The 25,210-nt window shown below is 41.5% G+C and carries 24 protein-coding genes; 11 read left to right on the forward strand and 13 right to left on the reverse strand.

Going from position 1 to position 25,210, the window contains the following annotated elements; genetic code table 11:
- Positions 1-296: 296 nt before the first annotated feature.
- Positions 297-1,106 carry a formate dehydrogenase family accessory protein FdhD gene (locus tag CVU62_09410; GenBank protein PKN37927.1) on the forward strand — a complete coding sequence of 270 codons (810 nt, stop codon included), beginning with the start codon at positions 297-299 and terminating at the stop codon, positions 1,104-1,106.
- On the opposite strand, the gene CVU62_09415 is transcribed toward CVU62_09410, so the two are convergent.
- The 5 genes from CVU62_09415 to modA all read right to left on the reverse strand — a co-directional run bounded on the left by CVU62_09415 (position 1,095) and on the right by modA (position 5,071).
- Entirely contained in the window at positions 1,095-1,868 is a 774-nt protein-coding gene (locus CVU62_09415) for a hypothetical protein (GenBank protein PKN37928.1), read from the reverse strand. The genes CVU62_09410 and CVU62_09415 overlap by 12 nt on opposite strands.
- Positions 1,869-1,996: 128 nt before the next feature.
- Entirely contained in the window at positions 1,997-2,587 is a 591-nt protein-coding gene (locus CVU62_09420) for a tRNA CCA-pyrophosphorylase (GenBank protein ID PKN37929.1), read from the reverse strand.
- Between the two features lie 367 nt (positions 2,588-2,954).
- A complete protein-coding gene (locus CVU62_09425) occupies positions 2,955-3,668 on the reverse strand; it encodes a molybdenum ABC transporter ATP-binding protein (GenBank protein ID PKN37930.1) in 714 nt (237 codons plus the stop codon).
- Positions 3,665-4,324 (reverse strand): molybdate ABC transporter permease subunit, encoded by a 660-nt coding sequence (gene modB, locus CVU62_09430; protein PKN37931.1) that lies wholly within the window; start codon positions 4,322-4,324, stop codon positions 3,665-3,667. The genes CVU62_09425 and modB overlap by 4 nt, the downstream gene beginning before the upstream one ends.
- Positions 4,325-5,071 (reverse strand): molybdate ABC transporter substrate-binding protein, encoded by a 747-nt coding sequence (gene modA / locus CVU62_09435; GenBank protein PKN37932.1) that lies wholly within the window; start codon positions 5,069-5,071, stop codon positions 4,325-4,327.
- Between the two features lie 160 nt (positions 5,072-5,231).
- Between modA and CVU62_09440 the strand changes: the two genes are divergently transcribed.
- Together CVU62_09440 and CVU62_09445 are read left to right on the forward strand one after the other, a co-directional pair.
- Positions 5,232-5,450, forward strand: a complete 219-nt coding sequence (locus tag CVU62_09440) for a CopG family transcriptional regulator (GenBank protein PKN37933.1) — start codon at positions 5,232-5,234, stop codon at positions 5,448-5,450.
- Complete coding sequence (locus CVU62_09445) at positions 5,444-5,848, forward strand: putative toxin-antitoxin system toxin component, PIN family (GenBank protein ID PKN37934.1); 405 nt, start codon at positions 5,444-5,446, stop codon at positions 5,846-5,848. The genes CVU62_09440 and CVU62_09445 overlap by 7 nt, the downstream gene beginning before the upstream one ends.
- A 325-nt stretch (positions 5,849-6,173) precedes the next feature.
- On the opposite strand, the gene CVU62_09450 is transcribed toward CVU62_09445, so the two are convergent.
- Positions 6,174-6,794 (reverse strand): hypothetical protein, encoded by a 621-nt coding sequence (locus CVU62_09450; protein ID PKN37935.1) that lies wholly within the window; start codon positions 6,792-6,794, stop codon positions 6,174-6,176.
- A 796-nt stretch (positions 6,795-7,590) separates the two neighbouring features.
- Here CVU62_09450 and CVU62_09455 point away from each other — a divergent pair.
- Both CVU62_09455 and CVU62_09460 read left to right on the forward strand, forming a co-directional pair.
- Positions 7,591-10,581, forward strand: coding sequence for a hypothetical protein (locus CVU62_09455; protein PKN37936.1), 2,991 nt, complete (start codon positions 7,591-7,593; stop codon positions 10,579-10,581).
- A gap of 1,280 nt (positions 10,582-11,861) precedes the next feature.
- Entirely contained in the window at positions 11,862-12,836 is a 975-nt protein-coding gene (locus CVU62_09460) for a peptide-methionine (S)-S-oxide reductase (protein PKN38064.1), read from the forward strand.
- Between the two features lie 178 nt (positions 12,837-13,014).
- Here the strand turns inward: CVU62_09460 and CVU62_09465 are convergent, their stop codons facing one another.
- From CVU62_09465 to CVU62_09475, 3 genes are all read right to left on the reverse strand, one after another.
- Positions 13,015-15,711 carry a formate dehydrogenase subunit alpha gene (locus CVU62_09465; protein PKN37937.1) on the reverse strand — a complete coding sequence of 899 codons (2,697 nt, stop codon included), beginning with the start codon at positions 15,709-15,711 and terminating at the stop codon, positions 13,015-13,017.
- Positions 15,712-16,273: 562 nt separating this feature from the next.
- Positions 16,274-17,188: a hypothetical protein gene (locus CVU62_09470; GenBank protein ID PKN37938.1), complete on the reverse strand. Its 915-nt coding sequence runs from the start codon at positions 17,186-17,188 to the stop codon at positions 16,274-16,276.
- A 96-nt stretch (positions 17,189-17,284) separates the two neighbouring features.
- Positions 17,285-17,563, reverse strand: coding sequence for a hypothetical protein (locus tag CVU62_09475; GenBank protein ID PKN38065.1), 279 nt, complete (start codon positions 17,561-17,563; stop codon positions 17,285-17,287).
- Between the two features lie 354 nt (positions 17,564-17,917).
- On the opposite strand from CVU62_09475, the gene CVU62_09480 reads away from it, so the two are divergent.
- The 3 genes from CVU62_09480 to CVU62_09490 all read left to right on the forward strand — a co-directional run bounded on the left by CVU62_09480 (position 17,918) and on the right by CVU62_09490 (position 19,380).
- Positions 17,918-18,364, forward strand: coding sequence for a universal stress protein (locus CVU62_09480; protein ID PKN37939.1), 447 nt, complete (start codon positions 17,918-17,920; stop codon positions 18,362-18,364).
- Positions 18,365-18,554: 190 nt separating this feature from the next.
- On the forward strand, positions 18,555-19,034 hold the full coding sequence (locus CVU62_09485) for a hypothetical protein (protein ID PKN37940.1): 480 nt from the start codon (positions 18,555-18,557) through the stop codon (positions 19,032-19,034).
- A gap of 88 nt (positions 19,035-19,122) precedes the next feature.
- On the forward strand, positions 19,123-19,380 hold the full coding sequence (locus CVU62_09490; GenBank protein PKN37941.1) for a hypothetical protein: 258 nt from the start codon (positions 19,123-19,125) through the stop codon (positions 19,378-19,380).
- 91 nt (positions 19,381-19,471) lie between these two features.
- On the opposite strand, the gene CVU62_09495 is transcribed toward CVU62_09490, so the two are convergent.
- The 4 genes from CVU62_09495 to CVU62_09510 form a co-directional block, all read right to left on the reverse strand.
- Positions 19,472-20,008 carry a hypothetical protein gene (locus CVU62_09495; GenBank protein PKN37942.1) on the reverse strand — a complete coding sequence of 179 codons (537 nt, stop codon included), beginning with the start codon at positions 20,006-20,008 and terminating at the stop codon, positions 19,472-19,474.
- Positions 20,009-20,247: 239 nt separating this feature from the next.
- Positions 20,248-20,793: a peptidoglycan-associated lipoprotein gene (gene pal / locus CVU62_09500; GenBank protein ID PKN38066.1), complete on the reverse strand. Its 546-nt coding sequence runs from the start codon at positions 20,791-20,793 to the stop codon at positions 20,248-20,250.
- Between the two features lie 105 nt (positions 20,794-20,898).
- Positions 20,899-21,093 carry a hypothetical protein gene (locus tag CVU62_09505; protein ID PKN37943.1) on the reverse strand — a complete coding sequence of 65 codons (195 nt, stop codon included), beginning with the start codon at positions 21,091-21,093 and terminating at the stop codon, positions 20,899-20,901.
- A 63-nt stretch (positions 21,094-21,156) separates the two neighbouring features.
- Positions 21,157-21,609: a hypothetical protein gene (locus tag CVU62_09510; GenBank protein ID PKN37944.1), complete on the reverse strand. Its 453-nt coding sequence runs from the start codon at positions 21,607-21,609 to the stop codon at positions 21,157-21,159.
- A gap of 153 nt (positions 21,610-21,762) precedes the next feature.
- Between CVU62_09510 and CVU62_09515 the strand changes: the two genes are divergently transcribed.
- The 3 genes from CVU62_09515 (at position 21,763) to CVU62_09525 (ending at position 25,203) form a co-directional block, all read left to right on the forward strand.
- A complete protein-coding gene (locus tag CVU62_09515; protein PKN37945.1) occupies positions 21,763-22,293 on the forward strand; it encodes a MarR family transcriptional regulator in 531 nt (176 codons plus the stop codon).
- 183 nt (positions 22,294-22,476) lie between these two features.
- On the forward strand, positions 22,477-23,439 hold the full coding sequence (locus CVU62_09520; GenBank protein PKN37946.1) for a glucokinase: 963 nt from the start codon (positions 22,477-22,479) through the stop codon (positions 23,437-23,439).
- A gap of 39 nt (positions 23,440-23,478) precedes the next feature.
- Positions 23,479-25,203, forward strand: coding sequence for a glucoamylase (locus tag CVU62_09525; protein PKN37947.1), 1,725 nt, complete (start codon positions 23,479-23,481; stop codon positions 25,201-25,203).
- Positions 25,204-25,210 lie beyond the last annotated feature (7 nt).

Here is a 25,210-nt window from a genome sequence, read left to right on the forward strand (position 1 = left end):
TTTTTTATATTTAAATTTCAAATCAAACAGCAAAACCTGACTTTCCTCAATATGACCGATAGTCAAATTTTGGCTAGATATAGCTTTTCCGCAAACCAATGTCAACTTTTTTGTGTAATTTTATTTAATAATTTCAATTATTAATGTCATTTATGACATAATGAAAAAATGACAATTATATTGAAGAAATATAGCGTATCGATTAAATTCATTGTATAAATATGGACAAATATTCTTCAAGAGTGTAATAAAAAATTATTATGCTGTGGCAAAATATTTAGGCTAACTACGAAAGGATTTTTGCTTTGGAAGACACAATTTACGAAGAACTAAATGTAGGCGAGATCATCAGAGACAAAAATAGTTGCCATGTTTCTGATACCAGTAAAAAGGTAATCGCTGAAATATCTCTGAAAGTCGTCGTCAACGGAACGGAACTCGTCTCGGTTCTTTGTATGAATCAGTATCAGGAAGAACTGGCACTGGGTTTCCTTTATAACGAAGGAGTTATTAATTCTTATTCGGATATCGACAATATTTATTTCAATGACAAGATGCTGGCGGTTATTATCAACCTGAAAGAAGGAGTAATAATCGACCGGCAGGAAAGCTTAAGAAGCATCACCTCCGGCTGCGGCAAATGTTATACCTACATCAATCCATTGAAGCAAAGCCAATACAAAGCTGTTGAGAGCAACGCAACTTATTCTATTAACACTATCCTGGATTTAATGAACAACTTTATCACCAGATCGGAAATATTCGCCAACGTTGGCGGAGTACACAGCGTGCTGTTTCATACTGCCGATTATGAGATACTGATTGAAGATATCGGCAGGCATAACTGTTTTGACAAGATAACCGGATTGATGCTGAAGGAAAACAAGCTGGACTTATTCAGTCAGGGAATTGTTTTCGTATCGGGTAGAATATCTTCTGAAATCATGACAAAAATTATCCGGATGGGTGTTCCGGTTTTAGTTTCAAAATCCACTCCTACCACAGCCGCCGTAAAACTGGCACAGCAACACAATGTTACTTTACTCGGATATATTAAAGACAGTGGCGGATATATCTACAGCTGTCGTGAAAGATTAGTTCCCTGAAATTTTATTAATTATATTGACAAAGCGCAGATAAGGCCGAAGCGCCGGTGTACCGCCACCCTCGGAAACGATTTGTAAAACTTTCGCGGAATCAACAACAGCAACGCCGCCCAGATGTGTTACCGGGGTATTTCGGAAAATCTCAGGCATAAGCGGAGTGGATGGCCCCAGCACAGCGACCGAACGCGGCGCACCCAGAGCGCTCACAGTTTCCTCAAATGTTTTATTCAAAAGTGTGGTTGCGGTGATAATCGCAACATCGCAATCTCGCAGCGCCTGTTGTTTGTTCTCCGGTGAAAGCAGTTCCAGTCGCTGGGGATTTTTTTCGATCACGGTCAGGATGGCTCCGGTAGCGCGGATTCTTTCGACCAGCGGCGCGAATAAGCCCACCATCACGACTTTTTCACCGGACTTCAAATTAAGATAAGTTGTTGCTTCGTTATTATCGGCACAATCAGCGGGTGGTTTAATTAAAGCGTTGGCGACAGCCAATCCTATAGCCATTTCGAGAGGGTTCTTTCCGTCAATAAGATATTTCAGCAAATCAGCCGCGGGAGAGCCGGCAAAACTGCCCGCTGCCGGCATAACCGTGCAACCATGTGGCAACGCATCAAATAAAACAGCGGCAATTCCTGTGCAGCCATTATCCAGCCTGACGCCTACGTAACCAAGCCCGATGCGCAGATCGGCAACCTTGAGGGTTCTTGCCTCCGGTAAAATAAGATCGTATAGCCTGGCTAATATGGTTCCTGCTTTCAGCATTCAAATCTCCAAAAAAACTTCCTCGCCCCTGGAGGGAGGGGATTGAGGGGAGGGGGTAGCTTTAGTTCTCACCCTCACCCTACCCCTCTCCCCTCAAGGGAGAGGGTCTTAAAAAACTACCGCTCAATTTACTTCGTTGTTTTGACTTTTGTTACTTCCGAATAAGGCGTTTCGCCCTGACAGTTGCGGCATTTTTCGCCATCTTTCAACGGATAAGCCTCACCGCAGACAGGACAAATACCCACTGGTCCTAATTTTTTGCGACGGACTTTTTCCGGATCGACCTGCACGTGCTGAACGCCCAGTAGTCCCTGCCCCGCTTCTTTGATCTGCGCCATCAAAAGATCTTTATCCTGTTCATTCTTCTTCTTCTTTTTAAAATACCAGTCGTGTATTTCCGGCCAGGCTTCCAGTTTTTTTGTATCAAGATAAACCCTGACACCCTTGCCGCTATATTTTTCATACAGGGTGACTGCAAACCGGCCAAAGTCAACGATAGAGAGCCAGCCGTTACCGATGGTGCATGGCGTTAAAATCTGCACGGCATCAGGCAGGCAAACCGGGGTTTCACTAATAGCGTCAAAAAATTCTCCCTCGGGCAGATTCTTCATGGCGAGGTCAACAATAAAACCGCCGATAATCAAACCCGGCGCAAGATTGCCGTGAAATGATTTAACCAGATGGAGATACTCTTCATAGGAATAGGTACAGATGTTCATAAAATATTGTTGCTCCTTATTTCATTTCTAAATCAAAGCGCTATCTTTGTTAGTCCCGATTCATCGGGATTGTCGGCTTCTTCGACGTATCTGTCATATCGACCATAGGCTGTGTCGCAATAACAAATATAACTATTTAATGTCCTCCGCTGACGGAGGTGTCACGTAGTGACGGAGGTGGATAAAAGTCACATGAGGCGAAACTGACCAATATTACGTATGTTTCAAAAACTTCCACCCCCTTGCCCCCGCCAGCGGGGGACATTACTCATTACGCATAATAAATATTAACCCCGCGTCGCTACGTTCCTGGGATAAGTGACGCTAACAAATTTCTGTTCGCTTCTCTCCAGAAATTTGAGTGTCACTAATATACCAATGTCAGTCTTGGTTCGCGAGCCGCGCGCAGGGCCACTGCCGCCGACGGTTCTCTACGCACCATTCGCTGCATCCATTGATCATCTATTTTGCCTTCAACAACAGGCAGAAGTTCATCAGCCAGATATAATGCTTCTGTTATATCATGTGTCACGTAAATTATCGGGAAAGACATTTTGCCTTTCAAATTTTTTAATTCTTCGCGCAGGCCGCGGCGCGTAATGGCATCCAGCGCCGAAAAAGGTTCATCCAAAAGCAGTATGCGGGGATGTCTGGCGAGCGCCTGACAAATAGCGCAACGCTGACGTTCACCACCGGAAACCATGTGGGGCTTGCGTTTTTTCAAATGACCGATTTTGAAAAGCTCGAAAAGCTCGTCAACTTCCTTTTTATCCACAGAGGCAAACGTCGCATTTTCGTAAAGATTCAAATGAGGGAAAAGCGTATAGTCCTGAAAGACATAGCCCAGGCGGCGTTTCTGCGGCGGAACATTAATGCGACGCAGAGAATCAAACCAGACTTCATCGCCGAAAACAACCTTGCCTTCTTTCGGAGTATCGAGACCGGCAAGCATGCGGATGATGGTCGTCTTGCCGCCGCCGGACGGACCGATTATCACCATCATATTCTTTTTCGCAAAGGAAAATGATATATCAAGATCAAAATATTTCAATTTCTTTTTGAAAGAAGCGGTAATGTTCATGCGCTGGATCTCTCGTTAAGTTTATTGATCAATAATAAAAAGGCATAACTGATCGGAATAAAGCTCAGCGCGATCAGCCCTGCCGCCCGATAATCCATCATTTCCACGGCTTCGTAAATCGCGATGGAAGCTACTTTTGTTTCTCCCGGAATACTGCCTCCGACCATCAGCAAAACACCAAACGCTCCAATCGAATGCAGGAAAACTAAAACCGCGGCAGCGGCAATGCCGCTTATGGAGTTCGGAATAATCACCCGAAAAAATGCCGCTTTTTTGGATAAGCCGAGCACGTAGGCGGCCTCCAGCAACCGGCGGTCTATCTTCGAAAAGGCCGCTTTCATCGGCTGAACAGCAAAGGGAATCGAGTAAATAATGGAGGCAATCGTTATCCCGATAAAAGTAAAAAGAAGAGATCCGCCGGTAAGCATCCCCCATGCTTTACCCACAAAACCCTTCGGTCCCATGACGATGATCAGGTAAAAACCGATCACTGTGGGAGGCAGAGCCATCGGCAGATAAATAAGAGCTTCCAGAAAAGATTTCCCAGCGAAACGGTAATAAGCCAGCGCGTACGCGACAGGCGCAGCGATGACCATCAAAAAAATGGTCGTCACCAATGCCAGTTTTAATGTCACATAAAGCGCCAGATAATCCATTTAACGATAACCGTACTTAACTTTTATTTCTTTTGCGGCGGTAGAGCTTAGATATTCCATGAACTTCTCCACAGCGACGCGATTTGATGTTCTTTTCAACAGACAAGCCGACTGAATAATTTCCGGCGCTTCATTGATAACGTAGAAACAGCCTTTTTTACCTTCAGCACTGGCTGTAGCCGACATCGCGCAGAATCCGGCATCAACTGCCGATGTTGACGCATACTGAAATGATTGTGCAATATCCTGCGCATTGACTAACCTGGTTTGCAGAGCATCCCACATGCCTACTTTTTCCAATGCTTTTTTAGCGGCGGCACCGTAAGGCGCCGTCTGAGTATTGGCAATCGCCAGCTTTTTTACCTTTTCATTCTTTAAAGCATCCTGCCAGGTTTTTGCCTTGCAGAAATCCTTATTGGCTGACCAAAGAATAGCCTGTCCTTTGGCATAAATAAAAGGCGTTCCCCCCGCACCATCTTTGTAAAGTTTGGCAGGCCTTTCCTCATCGGCAGACAAAAACAAATCATAAGGCGCGCCGTTTGTTATCTGGCTGTACAGATTTCCCGTAGAGGAAAAAGTTCCTTCAACTTTAATTTTTGTTTTCGCCTCAAAGTCAGCCGCCATTTCTTTGAAGGCTGAAATAAAATTTGCCGCTACCGCGATGGAAATTTTTTCCTCCGCAAAAGCAGAAACAGAACTCATTAAAATAATTAGAATAAATACAGCAACAATACGAATTTTTTTCATCACAGCTATTTCCTTAGCACACTTCTGGTTATGTTACAAATAACATATACGGTAACAAAAAAAACTCCCCATCGCGAAATGCCACCCGCGTCATTCCCGCTTTCATTATTCAACTTGAATATTTTATTATTGTAGTGTATTGTAGTGGTGGAGGTGCAAAATGAGAAGCGTTTTATCCGTCAGTTTACCCAAGAAACTGGCTACAGACCTTGATGTCCTTTCCAAAGAAACAGGAAGAAATAAAAGCGATATCGTCAAAGAGTCTCTTGCAGAATTTCTATGGGAGAACAGATTTCGTCGCATGAAAAAACGTCTGAGCAATAAAGCCAAGGCAGCTGGTTTTGTTACAGATGATGATGTTTTCAAGGCCATATCGTGAAGGTAGTATTTGATACAAATATTCTGATAGCGGCTTTTCTGACGGAGGGTCTTTGTTCCGGTCTTTTAATCCGCGCTCGCAAACATGACTTCGATTTGATTCTCTCTGATGATATTCTCCGGGAATTTAAAGGCATCCTGACAAAAAAATTTAAAATTTCATCTTCTGACATTTCCGAAATTACAGACATTATTACGGAAACCGCTTCAGAAATACTTCACAAAGTTAGTTCGGCCCCTCGTATTTGCCGAGATCCCGATGATGACATGATAATTGCCTGTGCCGTCGATGCATCTGCCGATTATATAGTCACGGGCGATGAAGATCTGTTGACGCTGAAGAAATTCAAGAACATTATAATTCTAAATCCCCGAAATTTTGAAACCCTCTTTGCGTAGAACATTGAACCTGTTTTTTCTCTTCACCGTTCACCATTCACTTTTCACTTTACTCTTAACCCTTAACTACTTAAAAAATTTAGTGAGCCAAGCTGAAAGCGAATCCCGTCGAGGCGGGATGAAGCTTGAAGCGTAAGGCGAACTATCCCAGGAGCGTAGCGACGCGGGAAATTACTTAAATCTGTTTTTTTTAACATAGAATATTTTTTCTTTTCACCATTCACTATTCACTTTTTACATCTTTCTTCTCGTCAGTTATTTCTTTTGCGCCGTGAATACGGAAAATCTCCTCTCCCTTGAGGGGAGAGGTCGGGTGAGGGTGTAATTATTTTTTCTGCGCCGTGAATTTTTTAACGAGGTCTTCACCGAAGGTACGATAACGAGCAAGGTCTTCCGGCTTTACAGCGGGGCCGACCCAGAGACTCAACGTTGCTCCCGCTTTGGCAACCGGGCCTACTACATAGTCAGCGCATCCTTTTGCTTTCAGGCGTTCACCTATTGACCGTACCGTGCTTTCCCCTCCGAATGCGGAATTAACTGAAAAACCGGCGCAGAGTTTGCCTTTAACTTCATTGGTGATCTTTTTAATCGCATCAGTAATGGGCCCTGCAACGCCGCTGGCTACACTGCCGCCCCAGCAGGGACTGCCTACAATAAGCACATCATACTGATTAATGGTTTGGGGAATAAAGTCTTTGGCCAAAATAAGCGTTACAGAACCTCCGGCTGATTGAATGCCCTGAACAATGGCATTAGCCGCTTCGAGCGTGTGACCTGTTTTGGTGTGGTACAGCAATAAAGCATTCATCTTTGCTTTAACTGCCGTATTGGAGCTACCCTGAATTACTGCTGAATCCTCATTTTTCGCAATTGCAAAATTGGCAGTAAATCCGAAAATAATTAAGGCTAAAACTGAAAACAAAAGCACTCTTGATGTCGACTTCATCTTAGCACCTCCCTATAATTTAATGAGACCCAAATTTCAGAAATGAAGTGCACTGAAATTTGATGGTCGAATTATCCCCGAGGCGAAGCCGAGCGGGATTAATTGTATTCTAATTCCCCGTCCTTTGAGGCGGGGTTGTTCATTTTATGTTTATGTGTATCGTATAATAATTATTAATGTCAATGTTTCTTGTCGTTCCCGCTCTTCTGTCATACCGGCTCCGCATACGCGGGATAAACTCCGGCCGGCGGTGTGCTCCTTAGGGTATATCCAGTATTTCTTCCCTTCACCCTTCACCATTTAGTGACACTCTCTAAGCGCAAATGGAACGCAGCGCGAAGAGTAAGTGGAACTATCCCAGGCACGTAGTGCCGTGGGGCACCATCCACTTTCTTTTTAGACTGTCCTCTGCATTTATTTTACAATCCTCTAATCTTCCAAACTTCCAAACCTCCAATCTTCTAATCCTCTTCTTTCCTCCCTTCACTATTCACTCTTCATCATTCACATCTTTTTCTGTTATTTTTAACATAGAACCTAGAACGTAGAACATAGAACTTTTTAATCTTTTTTCTTGAATTCTATTAAAAAAAGGAGTTAGTTAAACTCCGTCCCACGATTGCGTAAAGTGTCGAATGACACTTTTGTTTCTGCATGTTTCACTAAAATAAATTTGTAATGTTAACTGGAGGCTGAAAACTGATATTTCAAAGTTGGCCCCACTTGCTCTTCAAGACCAGACGTTAGGCTGTCTGTTATACATGAACTCACAAATAAATATTTGGAGAGAATAATTATGATCGAAGAACAGTCATTAAGATATTATTTAACCGAAAAAAACAGTTCTCTTTTTGAAATGTTCAGACGCACTGAAGACAAAGTAAGCAAAGATGTGCTTGATTATCTTTCCCAAGAAGGCTTCACCGGACATGGACGTACACATTGTGAAACCATAGAAAGAAAACTAAACGAATTTTTACCAATTAATTTCAAGAAAAATATGTCTGCGATAGAAATATATTTGTTATTAAATAGTATTTACTTGCATGATGTCGGTATGCTTGAAAGAGATTATCCCGGACAAAGTATTTTTGAAATTCGTTCTTTACATCATCAGCGTTCAAAAAAAATAATAAAGGGAAGGTACAAAGATTTTTTTCTCGAAGAAAGCACGTGTTTCCGAATTGCAGACATATCTTATGCGCACGGTGTTTCAGATCTTAACGAATTTGATGAGATTGATTATATTGATGGATATGGTGATATAAGATTGAAACTTCTGATGGCTTTACTGCGAATTGGTGATGTCTTGGATTGGGCTAAAAGTAGAGCACCAATCTTGACAAAAGAAATTTTAAAAGTTGGCAGCGACAGCTGTAAATACTGGATTGACCATAATTTCATAGAGTCTATCAAATGCGACAGCAACTCTTTTCAGCTTGAAATTATAGGTATACCCAGAGGAAAGTGGAGCAAAGATAAATTGAGCGAAATACAGAACTGGTTTCAAAGAGAGCTCGATATCTTATCACCGATTTTTGAAAGTAATGGGCTCTCATATAAGAAGGTAAATCTTAAAATACAGAAATATAAACTTAAAGAATACACACCTGAACGTGCAGGAAAGAACCCTTTTCAATTTCTCCTTTCATATAATAACGAATCAAGAGATTTATATTTCGGTCGGCAGAAAGAATTAACAAATTTTATTGAGAATATTTTTACTAACAGATACCTGTTCCTATTAGGCGAATCTGGCATTGGTAAAACCTCTTTTATTCAAGCAGGCCTGATCCCTATCTTTGAAGAATTGGAAATTAAGCCAATATATATTGAAAACTATCATAATGGCAAAAATGAACTATTAATGACCCTTCAAACGATATCAGAAGATGGCTCAGATGACTTGGATTTACTATTAAAAAAGATTACAGATAAGGGATTGAAGATCGCCATTGTGTTAGATCAGTTCGAAAAAAACCTTTATGACTATAGTACGACAACTGACTTTCTAAATGTCATAGAAAAGATTGTAAGAAGTGAAAAATCAGACGTAAAAATAATGTTTGCGCTAAGAGATGATTTTACAAAAAATTTATGGGATTTTTCAAAAGAACGGAAATTAAATCTATTGAATGATAGAAATTTATTTACTTTGTATAAACCCGCAGTGAGCACGATAAAAGAGATCGTTAATAATTCACTTAAAACTGCTGGCATTTACATTAAGGATGAAGAACTAAATATAATTATTGAAGACTTGTTTGCAATCCACCAGAAAAGCTACATATTTCTTCCTGATCTGCAGATAGTATTTTCTGTTTTGTGTGAGGAACATTTAATAAGTGGGGAAGACTTGTTTTTGCTATACAAGAAAAATAAAGGATCTGAAGCTATTATCACCGATTATTTTGCCGAGAAAATATGGAAAGATTTTACTGAAGAGGAAAAAAATATTTGTAGAACTATAATTGTACAGTTGACCACATTAGATGGCATCAGAGAGCAATTAGATTTAAATGAACTTTTAAGAAAGATTATTGCCAACGAAGAACTTGTTAAAAATCTATTAGGCAAGTTAATAAATAAGAGAATTATAAAAAGATTTGTTGTTGAAAGAAGAGAATACTATGAGTTAATTCATGATTTTATGGCAAAAAAATACTCTGAGACCATGACTGAAGAAGAAAAAATGAAAAAATCGCTAAATGAAATGTTGAGGCATTCTCTGAGCGACTGGATGCGACATGGTATTGTTATAGATGAGGATAAATTGAGATTAATTATGAAACATTTTAATGAAATCTCTTTAACAGATGATATTAGAAAATTGATAATAAGGGCTATCTGCATGCATTCGTTCTACGCAGTGAATGATGACATGAAGCAATGGATTACAGCATTAAATATTACATCGAAAGATATGCCTTTTCTACTTGAACTTTTACGAGCATATGTCACGAATCAACAGGGGTACAACAATTTAATATATCCTTATTCTTGGAATTTGCTTGGGCAACTTACCGATATACAAGAAATAGCAATTACATTGCTCGAAAACTCTTCTGATATTAATTATTGCGAATGTCTTGTAGACAAAATGATTGTACGCTGGTGGCATCAAGATATTATTAAGCATGAAGACTTTTCGATCAGAGTTGTAAAGTTTCTTAATGCAATGTTTGTTCAAAAGAAGGCCAGCGATGATACTAAAACATTAAAAAGAATTCTTATTCAATTGATAAATGCAAACAATATGAAAAATTTGTTTGAAGGTTTCGGGGCAAATAAAGATATTGTGTTTGGTATGGTGATAGAAGGTCTTATTGAATCATCTTATTCGTGGATGGTGTTTGAGAAAGCAAAAAAGATTGGCGCATTTTTTAAAGAAGATTTAATTCGAGCACTGAAATTATTCAAAATAGAGAGCGAAGAGAGAATCTATCATCCTTGTTTTGTGGCCATAGTGCGAGCCCTTGAGCTTCACGATTATTTTGATAAATACACTCATTATCTTCTTGATCAACCTTCATACGGAAATGTTGCTGCAAAGAGAGAGATGATCCTAGCCATCGCAGCGGTTGATCCACAAAAAGCAGAAGATACACTAATTACTTTGTTAGCTGATTCAAGTGTTCAAATTATCAAGGATGCTGCAGAAAATATAGCACGTATTGGTACAAAAAAAAGTCTCATAGCATTACAAAGGGCAATGGAAAAATCTAGATCTACAGAATTGGTTGCTATAAAGAATGCTATTGAGGCAATTGAGTCTAGAGTAATTTAAAGAGAAGGTGAGCAAGAGGGACGAAGGTGGCAAAGGGGTCAAGTCTCCTCTTGGCTCATGATGATCAAAGATGCAATCTTTTGCTGGTTCAATCGTCCTTCGATTGAACTAAAATATTTCAGAGCAATCGGGGGTAAAATAGGGACAGCGCCCTATTTCTTACCGTAGAGATCTTTAGGTTAGAACAATCCTTACAACAAACTGGATTCCCGCCGGAGTTTATCCCGCGTATGCGGGGCGGGAATGACACCTTAAAATAAAAAGCTATGCCCCTGTTCAAGGGGCATAGCTTTTTTATTTTTGTTTTAATTAATTTTTTTAAAGTTATGCGGCTTCCAGTTTTACCGCGCAAACTTTAAAATAAGGGGCAGCGCCTTATTTATTTTATGCTCCAGTAATGAGATATATGAATTTAATCTAAGTATTCTTTGATGTCTTGTTCATTAATTCTAATAAATTTAAAATCCGGAAAATAATCTTGAATTGCTTTTTGTCTTTTCTTGTCTTTCGCAGATAACTCACCTTCTTTTGTATAATGATGAGGTTCATCCCATTCCATAATCAGTTTTATATCAGCATTGAAGTAATCAGGGAAAAATCCTAATTCTTCAATATAATATTCACCTTTCGTTGTTGCATAACACCCTATCGTATTATTTATTTTGTCAGGGTTAATAGGGACAGCGCCCTATTTCTTACCGTAAAGATCTTTAGGTTAGAACAATCCCTACAATAAACTGGATTTCCGCCGGAGTTTATCCCGCGTATGCGGGGCGGGAATGACAGCGTAGACAAAAAGCTATGCCTCTTTTCGGAGGCATAGCTTTTTTATTTCAGTTAATTTTTGAAGGTATGCCGCTTCCAGTTTAACCACGCAAACCTTGTATTCCGGAATTTTCCCTATCGGATCCAGAATTCGGGGGACATAACACTTAATTATACTGGATACTGGATACTGGATACCGGCTTCCGCCGGTATGACATAAGGAAGGACTTAGACAAAAAGCTATGCCTCTTTGCAGAGGCATAGCTTTTATTTTTCTTAGGAGGATCTTTCTACCTATTACGCTTCATACTTCGTTCTGACTTTGTCGGGAATAGTTCTTAGTGGGTGTCACCAGGGCTATTGCCCTTTGCTTAGCAATGATTATATTCACAACAGAGGTAAGATTATGAAAAACAAAAACGCTTACATATTGCTGATTATTTTAGTGTTTGGATTTTTATGGGTATATTCGCTTGCTGAGGTATCAACCGGGCAAGTAAAGGAAGGAAAGGTTATGGCTATCAAAACGATGGCGGAAAATGCCAAAAAAAATATGACGCCGCTTCAGTGCGATGTAGCTTTTAATAACGCGACAGAAGCTCCGTTCAGAAACGAATATTGGAACAACCACAAAGAAGGTATTTATGTGGATATAGTATCGGGTGAGGCTCTCTTTAGCTCTGTGGATAAATTCGATTCAGATTCAGGATGGCCAAGTTTTACCCGCCCCATAGAAAAGAATGTCGTCTCAGAGAAAGCAGACAATAGTTATTTTATGAAGCAGGTGGAAATAAGAAGCAGCAAATCTGATATTCATCTGGGGCATGTTTTTGACGACGGACCAGCCCCGACCGGCCAAAGGTACTGTCTTAATTCCGCGTCATTAAAATTTATCCCGAAAGAAAAAATGATTGAATCGGGATATGGTGACTATATGTATTTATTCAACGCTAAACCCGCCGGCTATACCGAAACGGCGATCTTTGCCGCCGGTTGTTTCTGGGGTGTCGAGGAGTACTTCAGCCGGGTAAACGGTGTAATAAAAAGTGAGTCCGGCTATACCGGCGGATTCAAGAAAAACCCGACTTATGAAGAAGTCAGCACCGGCAAGACGGGACATGCCGAAGCTGTAAGGGTGACTTTTAATCCGAAGGTGGTAAGTTACGAGATGCTGTTAAAACATTTTTGGGAATTACATGATCCCACGAGTCTCAACAAACAAGGCCATGATTGGGGATCTCAGTACCGGTCAGCCATATTTTACACTAATGCGGAACAAAAAGAAGCCTCCAAAACGGCTTTGGAAAAGTTGGCAAAGTCAGGCAAATATTCAGACAAAATAGTAACGGAGATTTTACCGGCCGAAGAATTTTATACAGCGGAAGAATATCATCAGGACTATTTGAAGAAAAACCCTGGCGGCTACTGTCATATCGATCTAAAAAAAGCGATCGTTAATCCCGCTGAAAGCGCGGATAAAGTGATGTAGCAAAACTCCGGGGACATAAAACTTAATAATACTGGATATACCCTAAGGGGCACACCGCCGGCCGGAGTTTATCCCGCGTATGCGGGGCCGGTATGACATAATGAAGGACTTAGAAAAAGAAATGCCTCTTTTCAGAGGCATTTCTTTTTTATTTTTGTTTGAGTTAATTATTCAAAAATTATGCGGCTTCCAGTTTTACCGCGCAAACCTTGTATTCCGGAATTTTTCCTATCGGGTCAAGAGCCGGATTGGTCAGCAGGTTCACGGATGCGTCCGCGAAATGGAAGTTCATGAAAATCGAACCAGGAGCGCTCTTCTTCGTGATGCTTGCTTTGGCTTCAACCGTGCCGCGTCGGGAGGTAACTTTGACTTTCTGGCCTTCGGCAATTTTCAGTTTATCGGCATCTACCGGATTTATTTCCACAAGACTTTCAGGATAACGCTCAGAAAGACCTATCGAGCGGGTGGTCATGGTGCCGGTGTGGTAATGATACAGGACGCGTCCGGTGGAAAGCAGTAACGGATATTGTTTGTCCGGCATTTCATTGGGCGGTATGAATTCAATGGCGGTGAATAATCCCAGACCGCGTGAGAATTTATCCTTGTGCAGGAACTTGGTTCCCTGATGTTCCGGAGTGGGACAAGGCCACTGTATGCCGCCTTTTTCCAGACGCTCGTAAGAGATTCCCGCATAGCTGGGTGTGACTTTCGCCACTTCTTCAAAAATCTCTTTGGCGGAAGCATATTTCATCGCGTAACCCATTTTATTGGAGATGCCGCAGATGACCTCCCAGTCGGTTTTGGCTTCACCCGGAGCTTCAACAGCTTTGCGCACGCGCTGTACGCGGCGTTCAGTGTTGCTGAACGTTCCTTCTTTTTCGGCAAAGCTGGCTACCGGCAGAACAACGTCGGCCAACTGAGCTGTTTCCGTCATAAATAAATCCTGGACAACCATCAAATCCAGTTTTTGAAGTTCTTTTTTCACATGCTGCAAATCAGGATCGGAAAGCATGGGATTTTCGCCCATGATGTAAATCGCTTTAATCGTCCCTTTGCCGGCCGCTTCCATCATTTCCATGATGGTCAATCCCGGTTTGGGAGAAAGCTGTGCGTTCCAGGTTGCTTCAAATTTCTTGCGAATATCTTCATTAGCGACCTGCTGATAGGCCGGATAAACATTGGGCAGACCGCCCATGTCGCAGGCGCCCTGAACATTATTCTGGCCGCGTAAAGGATTCACACCGCCGCCTTCGATACCGACATTGCCGCAAAGCATGGAAAGATTGGCCATGCTCTTGACGTTGTCCGTGCCGCTGATGTGCTGGGTAATGCCCATGGCGTAAAGAATGCTGGCTCTGTTGGCCTGCGCATACATTCTGGCGGCTTTCTTTAAATCTTCCGCGGGCACGCCGGAAATCTTTTCGACCTTTTCCGGTGTGTATTTTTCGACCATCTTTTTGAGCGCGTCGAATCCTTCGGTTCTGTCTTTCACATATTCTTTGGCATAAAGATCTTCGGCGATAATGACATTCATCAAACCGTTGATAACGGCGACATCGGTTCCGGGATTCTGACGGAGCCAGATATCGGCGTATTTGACCAGATCGATTTCGCGGGGATCAATCACGATCAGCTTTGTGCCGCGCTTGGTAGCCCGCTTAACCTTGGCACCGATGACCGGATGATTTTCCGTAGTATTGGTTCCTGTTGCCAGAATCAGGTCTGTGAATTCAATTTCGTCAATAGAATTAGTCATTGCACCGCTGCCGAATGTGGCGGCCAGACCGGCCACCGTGACAGAGTGTCAAAGCCGGGCACAGTGATCGACATTGTTGGTGCCGATTGCCGCCCGCATGAATTTCTGAAACAGGTAATTTTCTTCATTGGTGCAACGGGCCGAAGACAGACCGGCGATACTGTCTGCACCGTTCTCTTTTTTAATTTTGGAAAGCTTATCAGCGATAAACGTAAAGGCTTCATCCCAGGTAGCTTCCGTGAAGTCTTCATTTTTCTTATAGCGAATCAAAGGTTTTTTCAGACGATCGGGATGAGCAACGAAATCCATACCGAAACGTCCCTTAACACAAAGGCTTCCCTGATTTGGCGAGCCGTATTCGCGATTGCCCATGACCTTCACGATTTTATTATCCTTGGTAAAAAGATCCATCTGACAGCCGACACCGCAATAGGTGCAGGTGGTGCGGACTTTGTTTAGTTCCCAGGGACGGCCGGCAAATTTTGCCTGTTTGAACGTGATGGCTCCGGTGGGGCAAACCTGCGCGCACTCGCCGCAGAATACACAGGAAGAATTGATGTAATCATCATCAAATGCCGGCCCAACCTTGGCTTCCGAACTGCGCATAGAGAAATCCAGCACTTCATTGACCTGAATTTCATTGCAGGCGCGAACGCAACGTCCGCACAGGATGCATTTGTTCAGATCGCGCTGAATCATTGTATTGCTGTTATCCATTGTATAACCAGGGGCTTTAATCTCAAAGCGGGGTTGATCAATCTTTAACCAGTAAACCAGATTCTGTAATTCACATTGCCCGTTTTGTTCGCAGCTAAGGCAATTATGGTCGCCTGATGACCAGAGCAATTCAATAATCATTTTCTGGGCAGCGCGAACTGCCGAAGTATTGGTGCGAATTACCATATTGGGACTCACCGGCATGCAACATGAAGCAACCAAACTTCGGGCATTTTCGACTTCCACAACGCAAACACGGCATGCCCCGACGTTGGTTGTGTTCTGGTAATGACAAAGGGTAGGAATGAAAATACCGTTATCGCGGGCGCATTCCAAAATAGTTTGACCGGCGGTCACTTCAACATCTTTTCCATCAATTTTAATAGGTACCTTTTTCTCCATGTTATTCTCCAATCTTCAATAATCAATACTCTTATTTAAAAGAGTTTTATTTTTATTAAGTGTGGATTTCATAGCGGGAAGCGACTATATTGTCAATTCTGTCAATTATGGCCTATGTCATATTTAGCATAAACCAAACAGACAAAACCATCAACATTTCATTAATATACTGAAGTGCTGAGGGTAAAGTATGACCTAAATAATTTTGGAATCACGGGCGTGAAACCCCAAAGCAAGCTTTGGGAAAACAATCCTCACAAACTGCGGGTATCCCTAAATCCCCCCTCCCTCGATACTGCCCGGCGAATGCCGGGGGAGGTATCCAGGCGGTGACAAGCTACATAGAATTACAAATTAAATACTTTAGATAATTGACCAGGGACTGAGTTAACTCAGAACATTCCAGGCGCAGATGGCCATCGGCTCATAGCCTTTGCCCTTTTCCAAGGAAAACGAGAAGGCAGCGTTCATCCGACGCTGCCTTCTCTATTATGCCTGCCTCCGGGATATAATGAAAAGTATGAAACAAGGTTGAAGATCAACCAGTAAATCTGTTCTGTATCTAATAAGCCGATCTGATATAGCCAGTTGCCTTGTTAATATGGACCTTGTCAACCAGGTCATTATTCTTTGTCAATATCTCCGCCTCAAAGCTGTCTCCCACATCTTTTATTTTGCCCAACTTCAGGTTGGGGTTTCTGGAAGATTTCAAATAGTCTTTCATCATGGTTTCGGCTTCCTTTGCAGTAATGGCTTTGGCCATTGGCTGGTGATGCCGACCGTATCCATGGCCAGTGTCAGAACCGTAATAACCGCCCATCATCCCCGGGCCCATGCCGGACCCCATTCCCCATCCTCTGCTGTATCCGTAACCATGGCCCATACGCAAGGCGTGATCAAACATCACCAGATGCCAGCGGCTCTGAATGAGTAAGCCATTCAACACCTGAGCCGTATCGCGATCCTCGGCCTTTTTTATGAGCCATTCATAACGGGGCAATAACTTGTTTTCCATTTTTACGCTAAGTTCGTAAGCGTCCGTCAATGCCTTATTGTCCACGACAGGGGGTGCCTTTCCATCGGCAGGCAGGCCATAGGCGGCAAAGAGCTGCTCTATCCATTCAACGTGATTCTCCTCCTGAGGAATGACCATCATATAAGGCATATAAGCATTGAATTTTTCCTGATCGGTCTGATACTGAGCCAAAGATTCTTTTTCCAGTGTCAGAATTTCCCTGAGTTTCTGCACCCATTCTGCGTTTTTTGGCGCTGGTAATTTGTCCGGTACTTCAAGCCAGTTACCGCCCATCATGCCATAGCCACCCATCATTCCCGGGCCCATGCCATAGCCATAACCGTAGCCGGGTCCCATACCGTAACCATATCCGCCTCTACCGGTCTGACTCTGCACTGTAGCGGTGCCAAGGACAAAGGCCACAGCCAATATTAATGAAACAATTAAAATTGTCTTCTTCATACATTCCTCCTTTAGTGGTCTGTATTTTTAAGTTGCGCTAAATACTGACCAAGCAGGAAGGCCGATCAGTATTTAGCAATAAGGATTTCTTTGATTTTATTGTAGCTCGTTTTTCATTCGATCAAAGTCTTCTTTTGTTATTTCACCCTTGGCATAACGCTTCTTTAGAATGTCTAGGGGGGACGCCTGTATCTGCCCGATTCCATTCTTCGATTTTACATTCTGAACAATAAAGTAAATCGCTACACCGAGAAGAATTAAAAACAATATCCCCATAAACATACCTCCATATCCATATCCAAAGCCAAACGGACATCCATAATTTCCAGTGCGATCCCAACCACCCATCATGGGACCATAAGGTCCCGAACACATGGTTAAGAGTGGCACCAATGCTAAAACAACAAATAAATAAATTTTCTTCATTAATTTTACTCCTTCCCAGGTCATCATCCGGCATGGCCTGTTTAACTTGAAGCCACATTTCTCAATCAGCGTAAAAAACGCGTCTTTTACCGTAATTAAATAATCCATTTTCTCCGTGTCAATAGCCCACCGACCTTGACTTTTTGACTATTGGAGCATATATTATATGTAAACAAATGATTTGTATAGCAATTAATTAGGGAGGTGGTAGGAATCAATTAAGAAAAAATAATCAAATATGAAGGGGTTGGTGTGAATCAACGAATCAATAATGGTGATAATATATGAAAGGAGGCGATTGTCATGTTTGCACCAAAAAGAATTCTCGTACCGACGGACTTTTCTGATTACTCGGATGAAGCGTTGAAGCAGGCATTAGAACTGGCAAAGCAATATAGTGCCAAGGTTTACCTACTGCACGTTGCAGAACCTATTAGACAATGTGCTGGAGATTATTGTTTAGATGAATCGAAAGTCAAAGCGGCGGAGAATACCGAAATCCTTCAAGCAAAGGAGAAGATGCAAAAAGAACTGAAGAAATTTCCCGAATTCCAGGAAATAGAAGTTATTACCGATATCAGGGAAGGAGAACCTGTTCAGGAGATACTCAAAGAGCAAAATGAAAAAGGTGTTGATTTAATTGTTATGCCTTCTCATGGCAAGACAGGATTTATGAAGAGGCTTATGGGCCTAATTTCTGAGAAAGTGATGGAGGAAGCTAAAAGTTCCGTTCTTCTTGTCCGACACTAGTTGGCATAGACCTTAAAAAAAGACCAAAGAGAAGGCAGCGTTTATCCGGCGCTGCCTTCTCCGATAAACAAACAATCCATATATATTTGTCGTAATGGAAATATCGGGGCAGAACAAAACCTGAAAGAATATCATTGTCTGTGGGACACCAGTCAATCCGGAATCATGATATTTTAAACTGGTAGAAGGCATGTGGTTTAGAATAACACAACTCGTAAAAGGATGGCTTGGCAGGACAAGGAATATCCGTTCTTTTCCGGCAATCGGCTCTACCTTGCTGCGGACGTTTCTAATATTGCTGACTATAACACTATTGTCATATGAGACAATCAATCTTTTCTACAAAATTATCAGTTTTCTCCTGACAAAACAAACTGCCGTCGTCAAGGATCATGTTTCTTCGCCTTTTGTTACAGATTCCCGTTCCATCGAAGATTATGAGATCATTACAGAGCGTAATCTCTTTCGTTCCACTTTGAAAGCTGTTAAAGATAATGAATTGGATGGAGGGTTTCCTGCGTCTGAAGAAGGATTCACAGACTTTGATTTGAAAGGAACGGTGGCTTGTAATTCTTCATTTGGTTATATTTTTATCGAAGATCACAAAAGCAAAAAACAGAAATTCTACCGGTTAGGAGACATGATCGGTTCTAGCAAACTGATTATCTGAAGATCAGTCACGTCCCGGTTCACCTTACAGAAATTTAACCCTGAACAGACAAACAGTAAACAATAATTTAAGTAATCTGAACGCCCTGATGAAAGGAGCTATGGTGCGTCCATTTATGCCTAAAGGCGTGCATGAGGGATTCGTTATTTCCAACATTCTCCCGAGCAGTCTCTATGAAAAGATGGGATTGCAAAACGGCGATATATTAATCGATATCAACGACAAAAAGATAATAGGTGCCGTCAGCCTTCTACGGGCGGTAGATCTAATGAAGTCCGGCAACAGCATCTCTTTAAATATTAAAAGAAAAGGACAATCAGAAACAATCAAATATTCCTTTGAATAATTGATTCAATGATTGTTTTTCTTTCCGGTGACATCGGCATGAGGGAAAACACTGTTTGCCGCAATTAACCCGCCATTTTTACCTGAAATAATTATTGCCCAACGCCCGGAAGCTTATTGAACTCTTCTATTACTTTATTGCTGAAATCCCTTTCTTTTGCATAATAGGGTACCGGCATACGGGCAATGTCGATTACTAAAGTATATTTTTCTTTTTCAGCTACTTTGCGCACGACCTTGGTAATTTGGGGAATCAGTTTGCTGGAGGCATCTTGATCCCGTACTTTCAGTTCTTTATTTGTATCCTCAACCAATAATTGATAATCGCGTAATTTTCTTTGATAACTAGTTCCCTTTTCCCGGCGGGCATTTTCCGTCATAATAGGACCCTGTTTATCCAATTCTTCCTTAAGATTCTTCATATCTTTTTCTGCAGCAGCAATTGCTTCTCGTTTTTTATCATACAATTGTTTGAATTCTTTCGCTGCTTTTTTACCGGCATCCGTGTTCTTCATTATTTCCGATAAGTTGATAAAACCAATTTTGCTTTCAGCGGCGTAATCATTTGTGCTTATTAGAAAAGAAACCATCAGGACAAATCCGGCAATAAGATAAATTTTCTTTCTCATACAAAAGCTCCTAATAATTATGAATAATTTTTATAAAATTACCATATTGGTAATGGAATAGAATGAATCACCTGCAATGGATACAATTGAGATAAAATTTTTGTTAGACTCCGGAGCTATAAATCCGCTATTAATTCATAGCCTCCCGGAGTCTCTGGAAAAGGAGGTTAAGCTTTTTCCAGTAAATAATAAATGTGCATTAATTTCCCTGATAATTGACTAATAAATATTTCCACATGTTAGTTATTAATAACAAATTTATCTCTCCTGTTTTTTACCCATGCTTCTTCATTATGAGCGGGATCAAGAGGACGCTCCATGCCATAACTGATTGTTTCGATCCTTTTTGAGGTTACGCCGGAATTAACCAGAAATTTCTTTGCTTCTTGTGCCCGTCTGTTACCCAGCGCTAGATTATATTCTGAAGTGCCTCTCTCGTCGCAATGTCCCTCAATGACAATTTTGATATTCTTGTTTTTTAGAAGGTAATCTGCGTGTCTGGAAAGAATTTTTCTGTCTTCCGGGCGGATACTATAGCTATCAAAATCAAAATGAATATCCGTGAGATCAGATGTGGTCTGTGACACTGCCTGTGCCCTAGCCGTTTGTTCTTTGCTATTGCTTTGTTTTGTCGATTTGCTCACTGTGTTGTTCTGCTCATTTTGATTTGCTGATTTTCCGGCTGTTCCAGACTGCCCATTCTTTTTGATGGCCGATTCATTTTGAGTATAAGCAGTTCCCTCACTTTTTATTATTTGTTTTTCTGCACATCCCGCATAGGCCATGACAAAAACAATCAGACTCAAAAAAATAATCGATTTTCTCATTTTCATAATTTGTCTTCTTAAGAATTTATTATTAACAGTTACAATAAGTATCTTTGCTTTAAATTAGTCATCTTTCTTTAGTGCTTTTTCCGCACAATTAAAGTTTAGAAAAGTGTTCTTTAGTGAATGGAATATAAAATAGAAAGCAAAAACCGATATTAGTATTACGTTTCCTCTTTGGGAATTTAGCAAATAAGCAATTCGGGAAATTTTTGCCATGATGAAATTAGTTATATGATCCAAATTATTTAGTTGCATAACATGCTCTCAAAAACATCAACTCTTGTCCGCAAGAGAAGGACGGTAGCGAGTACTATCTGTTTATTGCTTTTTAAAATTGTCCGTGGACTTGATTTTTTGTAGTAAATAAACAATTACTCTATTGCTTCCCTCGTCCCATCTATAAAGTTTTATTGAACTGTAATTTCTTGTATGAATTACATAGCCTACAAGAATTTTCTTATTGTTCTGATTGATGAAACAAATATTTCTACCTCTTTCGCCTAAATACCCGACAAATTCCCATGATGTTTTTTCCCCATTACTTATGCTTTCCGCATCGCCCTTAAACTCTAAATACGACTGTTCTAAAATATTGAGACTTATGGAATCCTTTTGTGATGTAAAGCCCGTAGAAGTTGCCTTATACAATGCTTTTCCTACCCACTTTCCTTTTAGAAAAGGGATAAGTTCTTGTCCTTGAGCCAAAGAACTATTGAATAGTGTACAGGAAATAATAATTATGATCAGAACATTCTTTTTTAATAATCTCATTAATTTTATCCTTGGTAATATTATTCTTTACTTTTATTATTTGTTATGCTAATCGCTTAATAAAGCTACAGATAATGATTTCTACACAATTGATTTGCATGCAAACTATATCGGCTATGACAAAATTGCAAGAACTTTTTTAAAGGATGTGCCATGAGCAAAAAAAGCCCTATCATATCAAACATTATCGACAATCTTAGACGAGTATTCCAAATTTTGAATGAGCAATCCAAAAAAGTTGAAAGAGAAACCGGATTGACCAGTCCTCAACTCTGGGCAATAAAAACAATTAATGAAAATTCACCGGTTAATGTTTCAGATCTAGCCAATAAGTTATATCTGCATCCTGCTACCGTTATAGGCATTATTGATCGTTTAGAGAAACAGGATTTGGTTACAAGACGCCGGTCTAAAGACGATCGCCGTGTTGTTTGGATTGAATTGACAAGCAAAGGGCATAATCTGGTAAAATCGGCCCCGGAAGTTGCGCAGGGTTTACTTGTTGCGGGGTTAGAGGAAATTTCAGGAAACAATCTTATAGAAATTGACAGATCAATGAAGCTTCTAGTTAAAATATTCGGTGCCCAAAAAACACCGCCCAAACTTATCCGCTCAACTGAAGTTAATGTACCGAATGATACGGATATTCAAAAGTCTGATAAACGTAAAAAACTAAGACTCTAATAAGTACCAATCAGTAATTTTGGAATCGCTTCAAATAATCGGGATACCTAATTTTTTAACAGACATCATGTTTCCATAGATTGAGTAATCTAACAAATGAGTATAAACTTCTTATTGAATATAATTATAGTCTCTTTAAATATGAACACTTGTTTGGGAAGTTAGAAATCCAAGGAGAACTACATGTCCAACATGAATATCGTTTTAGGAATCGATATTGGTGGAACAAATACATCCTTTGGATTTGTCGATCGTGCAGGAACTATAATCGCTGAAACGTCTATGGGAACAAAGTCCAATGATGCGGCGGAAGACTTTGTGACCCGGCTTCATCACCGGATTGAAGAGGTTAGAACCGGCTTGCCGTCACATCATTTGTGCGGCATCGGTATCGGCGCCCCTAATGCCAATTATTATCGGGGAACCATTGAAAAAGCTGTGCATCTAAACTGGGGAGAAACTGTAGATTTTGCCGGATTGATGCGGGCGTATTATAATATTCCTGTTTCCATCACAAACGACGCGAATGCCGCTGCCATTGGAGAGATGCTTTTCGGCAACGCCCGTGGGATGAAAAACTTTATGGTTATTACCCTGGGGACTGGTTTAGGTAGCGGCATAGTGGTTGATGGCCGTTTGCTCTATGGGAATAGAGGCTTCGCGAGAGAACTTGGACATACGGTGGTCGATCCAGCGGGACGACAGTGCAGATGCGGTAAAAAGGGATGCCTGGAGACATACGCTTCAGCTACTGGCCTTGTGAGAACTGCTTTGTTACTCATCACGGAACGATGTGATCCGAGTCTATTAAGAACAATGGACTTTCAAAAAATAACTTCAAAGATGATCTTTGATCTTGCCCAAAAAGGAGATGCAATTGCTTTGGAAGCTTTTGATCAAACCGCAAAGATTTTAGGAATGAAGTTGGCCGACGCTGTTGCGCTTACTGGTCCTGAAGCAATTTTTCTTTCAGGTGGATTGTCCATGGCGGGTGACATTTTGTTAAAACCGACACAGCAATACATGGAAGAGTTCCTATTTCATGCATACAAAGGCTCTGTAAAACTGATGTTGTCCGGAATGGCACCAGGTAAAAGTGCCATATTAGGAGCGGCAGCACTCATTTGGAGCGAGTTGGATTTATGATTGAAGTAGTAGAAACATCAACAATATGAGGATCATGTTATGAAAAACTCTCTTGAACTAGGGTTAATCGGCAACTGTCACATAGGCGCCTTGATAGATGAATACGCTGAATTTGTGTGGTTTTGTTTACCTCGTTTTGACGGCGATCCGGTATTCTGTTCTCTTCTCAATGAACATCCGGATAGAGAAGGTTCCGGGTACTGCACTATTGAACTGCTGGATATGGTTGAAAGTAAACAGTTCTATCTGGCCAATACAGCTGTTCTGATCACACGCCTTACGGATAAACATGGTGCGATCATAGAAGTTACTGATTTTGCACCACGATTTCATCAGTATGGACGTATGTTCATGCCCATTATGATTATTCGGCAAATCCGTCGAATTCAAGGAACGCCACGCATATGCATACGGATTCGTCCTACGTACGAATATGGCAGTAATAGCTGCTCCATTTCCGTAACTGCGATACTGGAAGAAACTCCTTTCTTTCTCGAAGATACAGCTACTCTTATTTTCGGACCGGACGAAACTATTCCAGATGCCATTGGTGAATTATCCCGTCGTTTTTTAGAAGAAACCATCGTCCATTGGCATGATTGGGTAAGGGACTTATCCATCCCATATGAATGGCAGGAAGAGGTTATTCGTGCGGCAATTACTTTAAAGCTAAACACATTTGAGGATACAGGCGCCATTATAGCGGCTATGACCACTTCTATTCCCGAAGCACCGGGCTCCTGTCGCAACTGGGATTATCGGTACTGCTGGCTTCGTGATTCCTATTTTGTTGTCAACGCATTAAATCGCCTCAGCACAACAAACACGATGGAACGTTACCTAAGCTATCTTATCAATATCGTGGCTGGATCGCCAAGTGGCCGTATTCAACCCGTCTATGGCATAGATGGCAGGGCAAAATTGGACGAGAGGGAGATGAACAGTCTTCCCGGATACAGAGGCATGGGACCTGTTAGGGTTGGCAATCAAGCCTGCGAACAAGTCCAACACGATGTCTACGGTTCAGCAATACTGGCAGTGGCTCACGTGTTCTTTGATAAGCGTCTTGCACACAGAGGCGTTAATGCTCTCTTTACACGGTTGGAAAGTCTGGGTGAAATAGCCTTTATAGTTCATGATCATCCGGATTCGGGGCCATGGGAAGCAAGAAAAAATCTTCGCATTAATACCTTTTCCAGTATTATGTGCTGGGCGGCATGTGACCGTCTGGCCAGAATCGCCGTACACCTCAGCCTAATGGAACGTGCCGTTTACTGGCGGAAAAAGGCAGATGAAATTCATGCCACAATATGCAGGCGAGCATGGAATGAAAAAAAACAGACTTTTACCGCGACATTCGAAGGAGATTTTCTCGATGCCAGCCTGCTTCTTATCCATGACATAGGATTTCTGCCGGCGGATGATCCGCGCTTCGCCAAAACGGTGGCCGCCATTGAACGGGAACTCAAACACGATAATTATATTTACCGTTATGTAGAGACAGATGATTTCGGCATACCGGAAAACGCATTTGTGGTCTGCACTTTCTGGTATATTTATGCCCTGGTTGCTCTGAACCGCGGTGCTGAAGCCCGCGAGTTATTTGAAAATATTCTGACACGGCGTAGCCGGCACGGACTTCTTGCCGAACACATTGACCCACGCACAGGCGAACCATGGGGGAACTTTGTCCAGACTTACAGCATGGTAGGGCTTATCAATTCCGCTATACGCCTCAGCAAACGCTGGGACAGCGCATTTTAAAAGGAGG

It is taken from the genome of Deltaproteobacteria bacterium HGW-Deltaproteobacteria-2, from assembly GCA_002840505.1.
In the GTDB taxonomy this organism is placed as follows: Bacteria; Desulfobacterota; Syntrophia; order Syntrophales; family Smithellaceae; genus Smithella.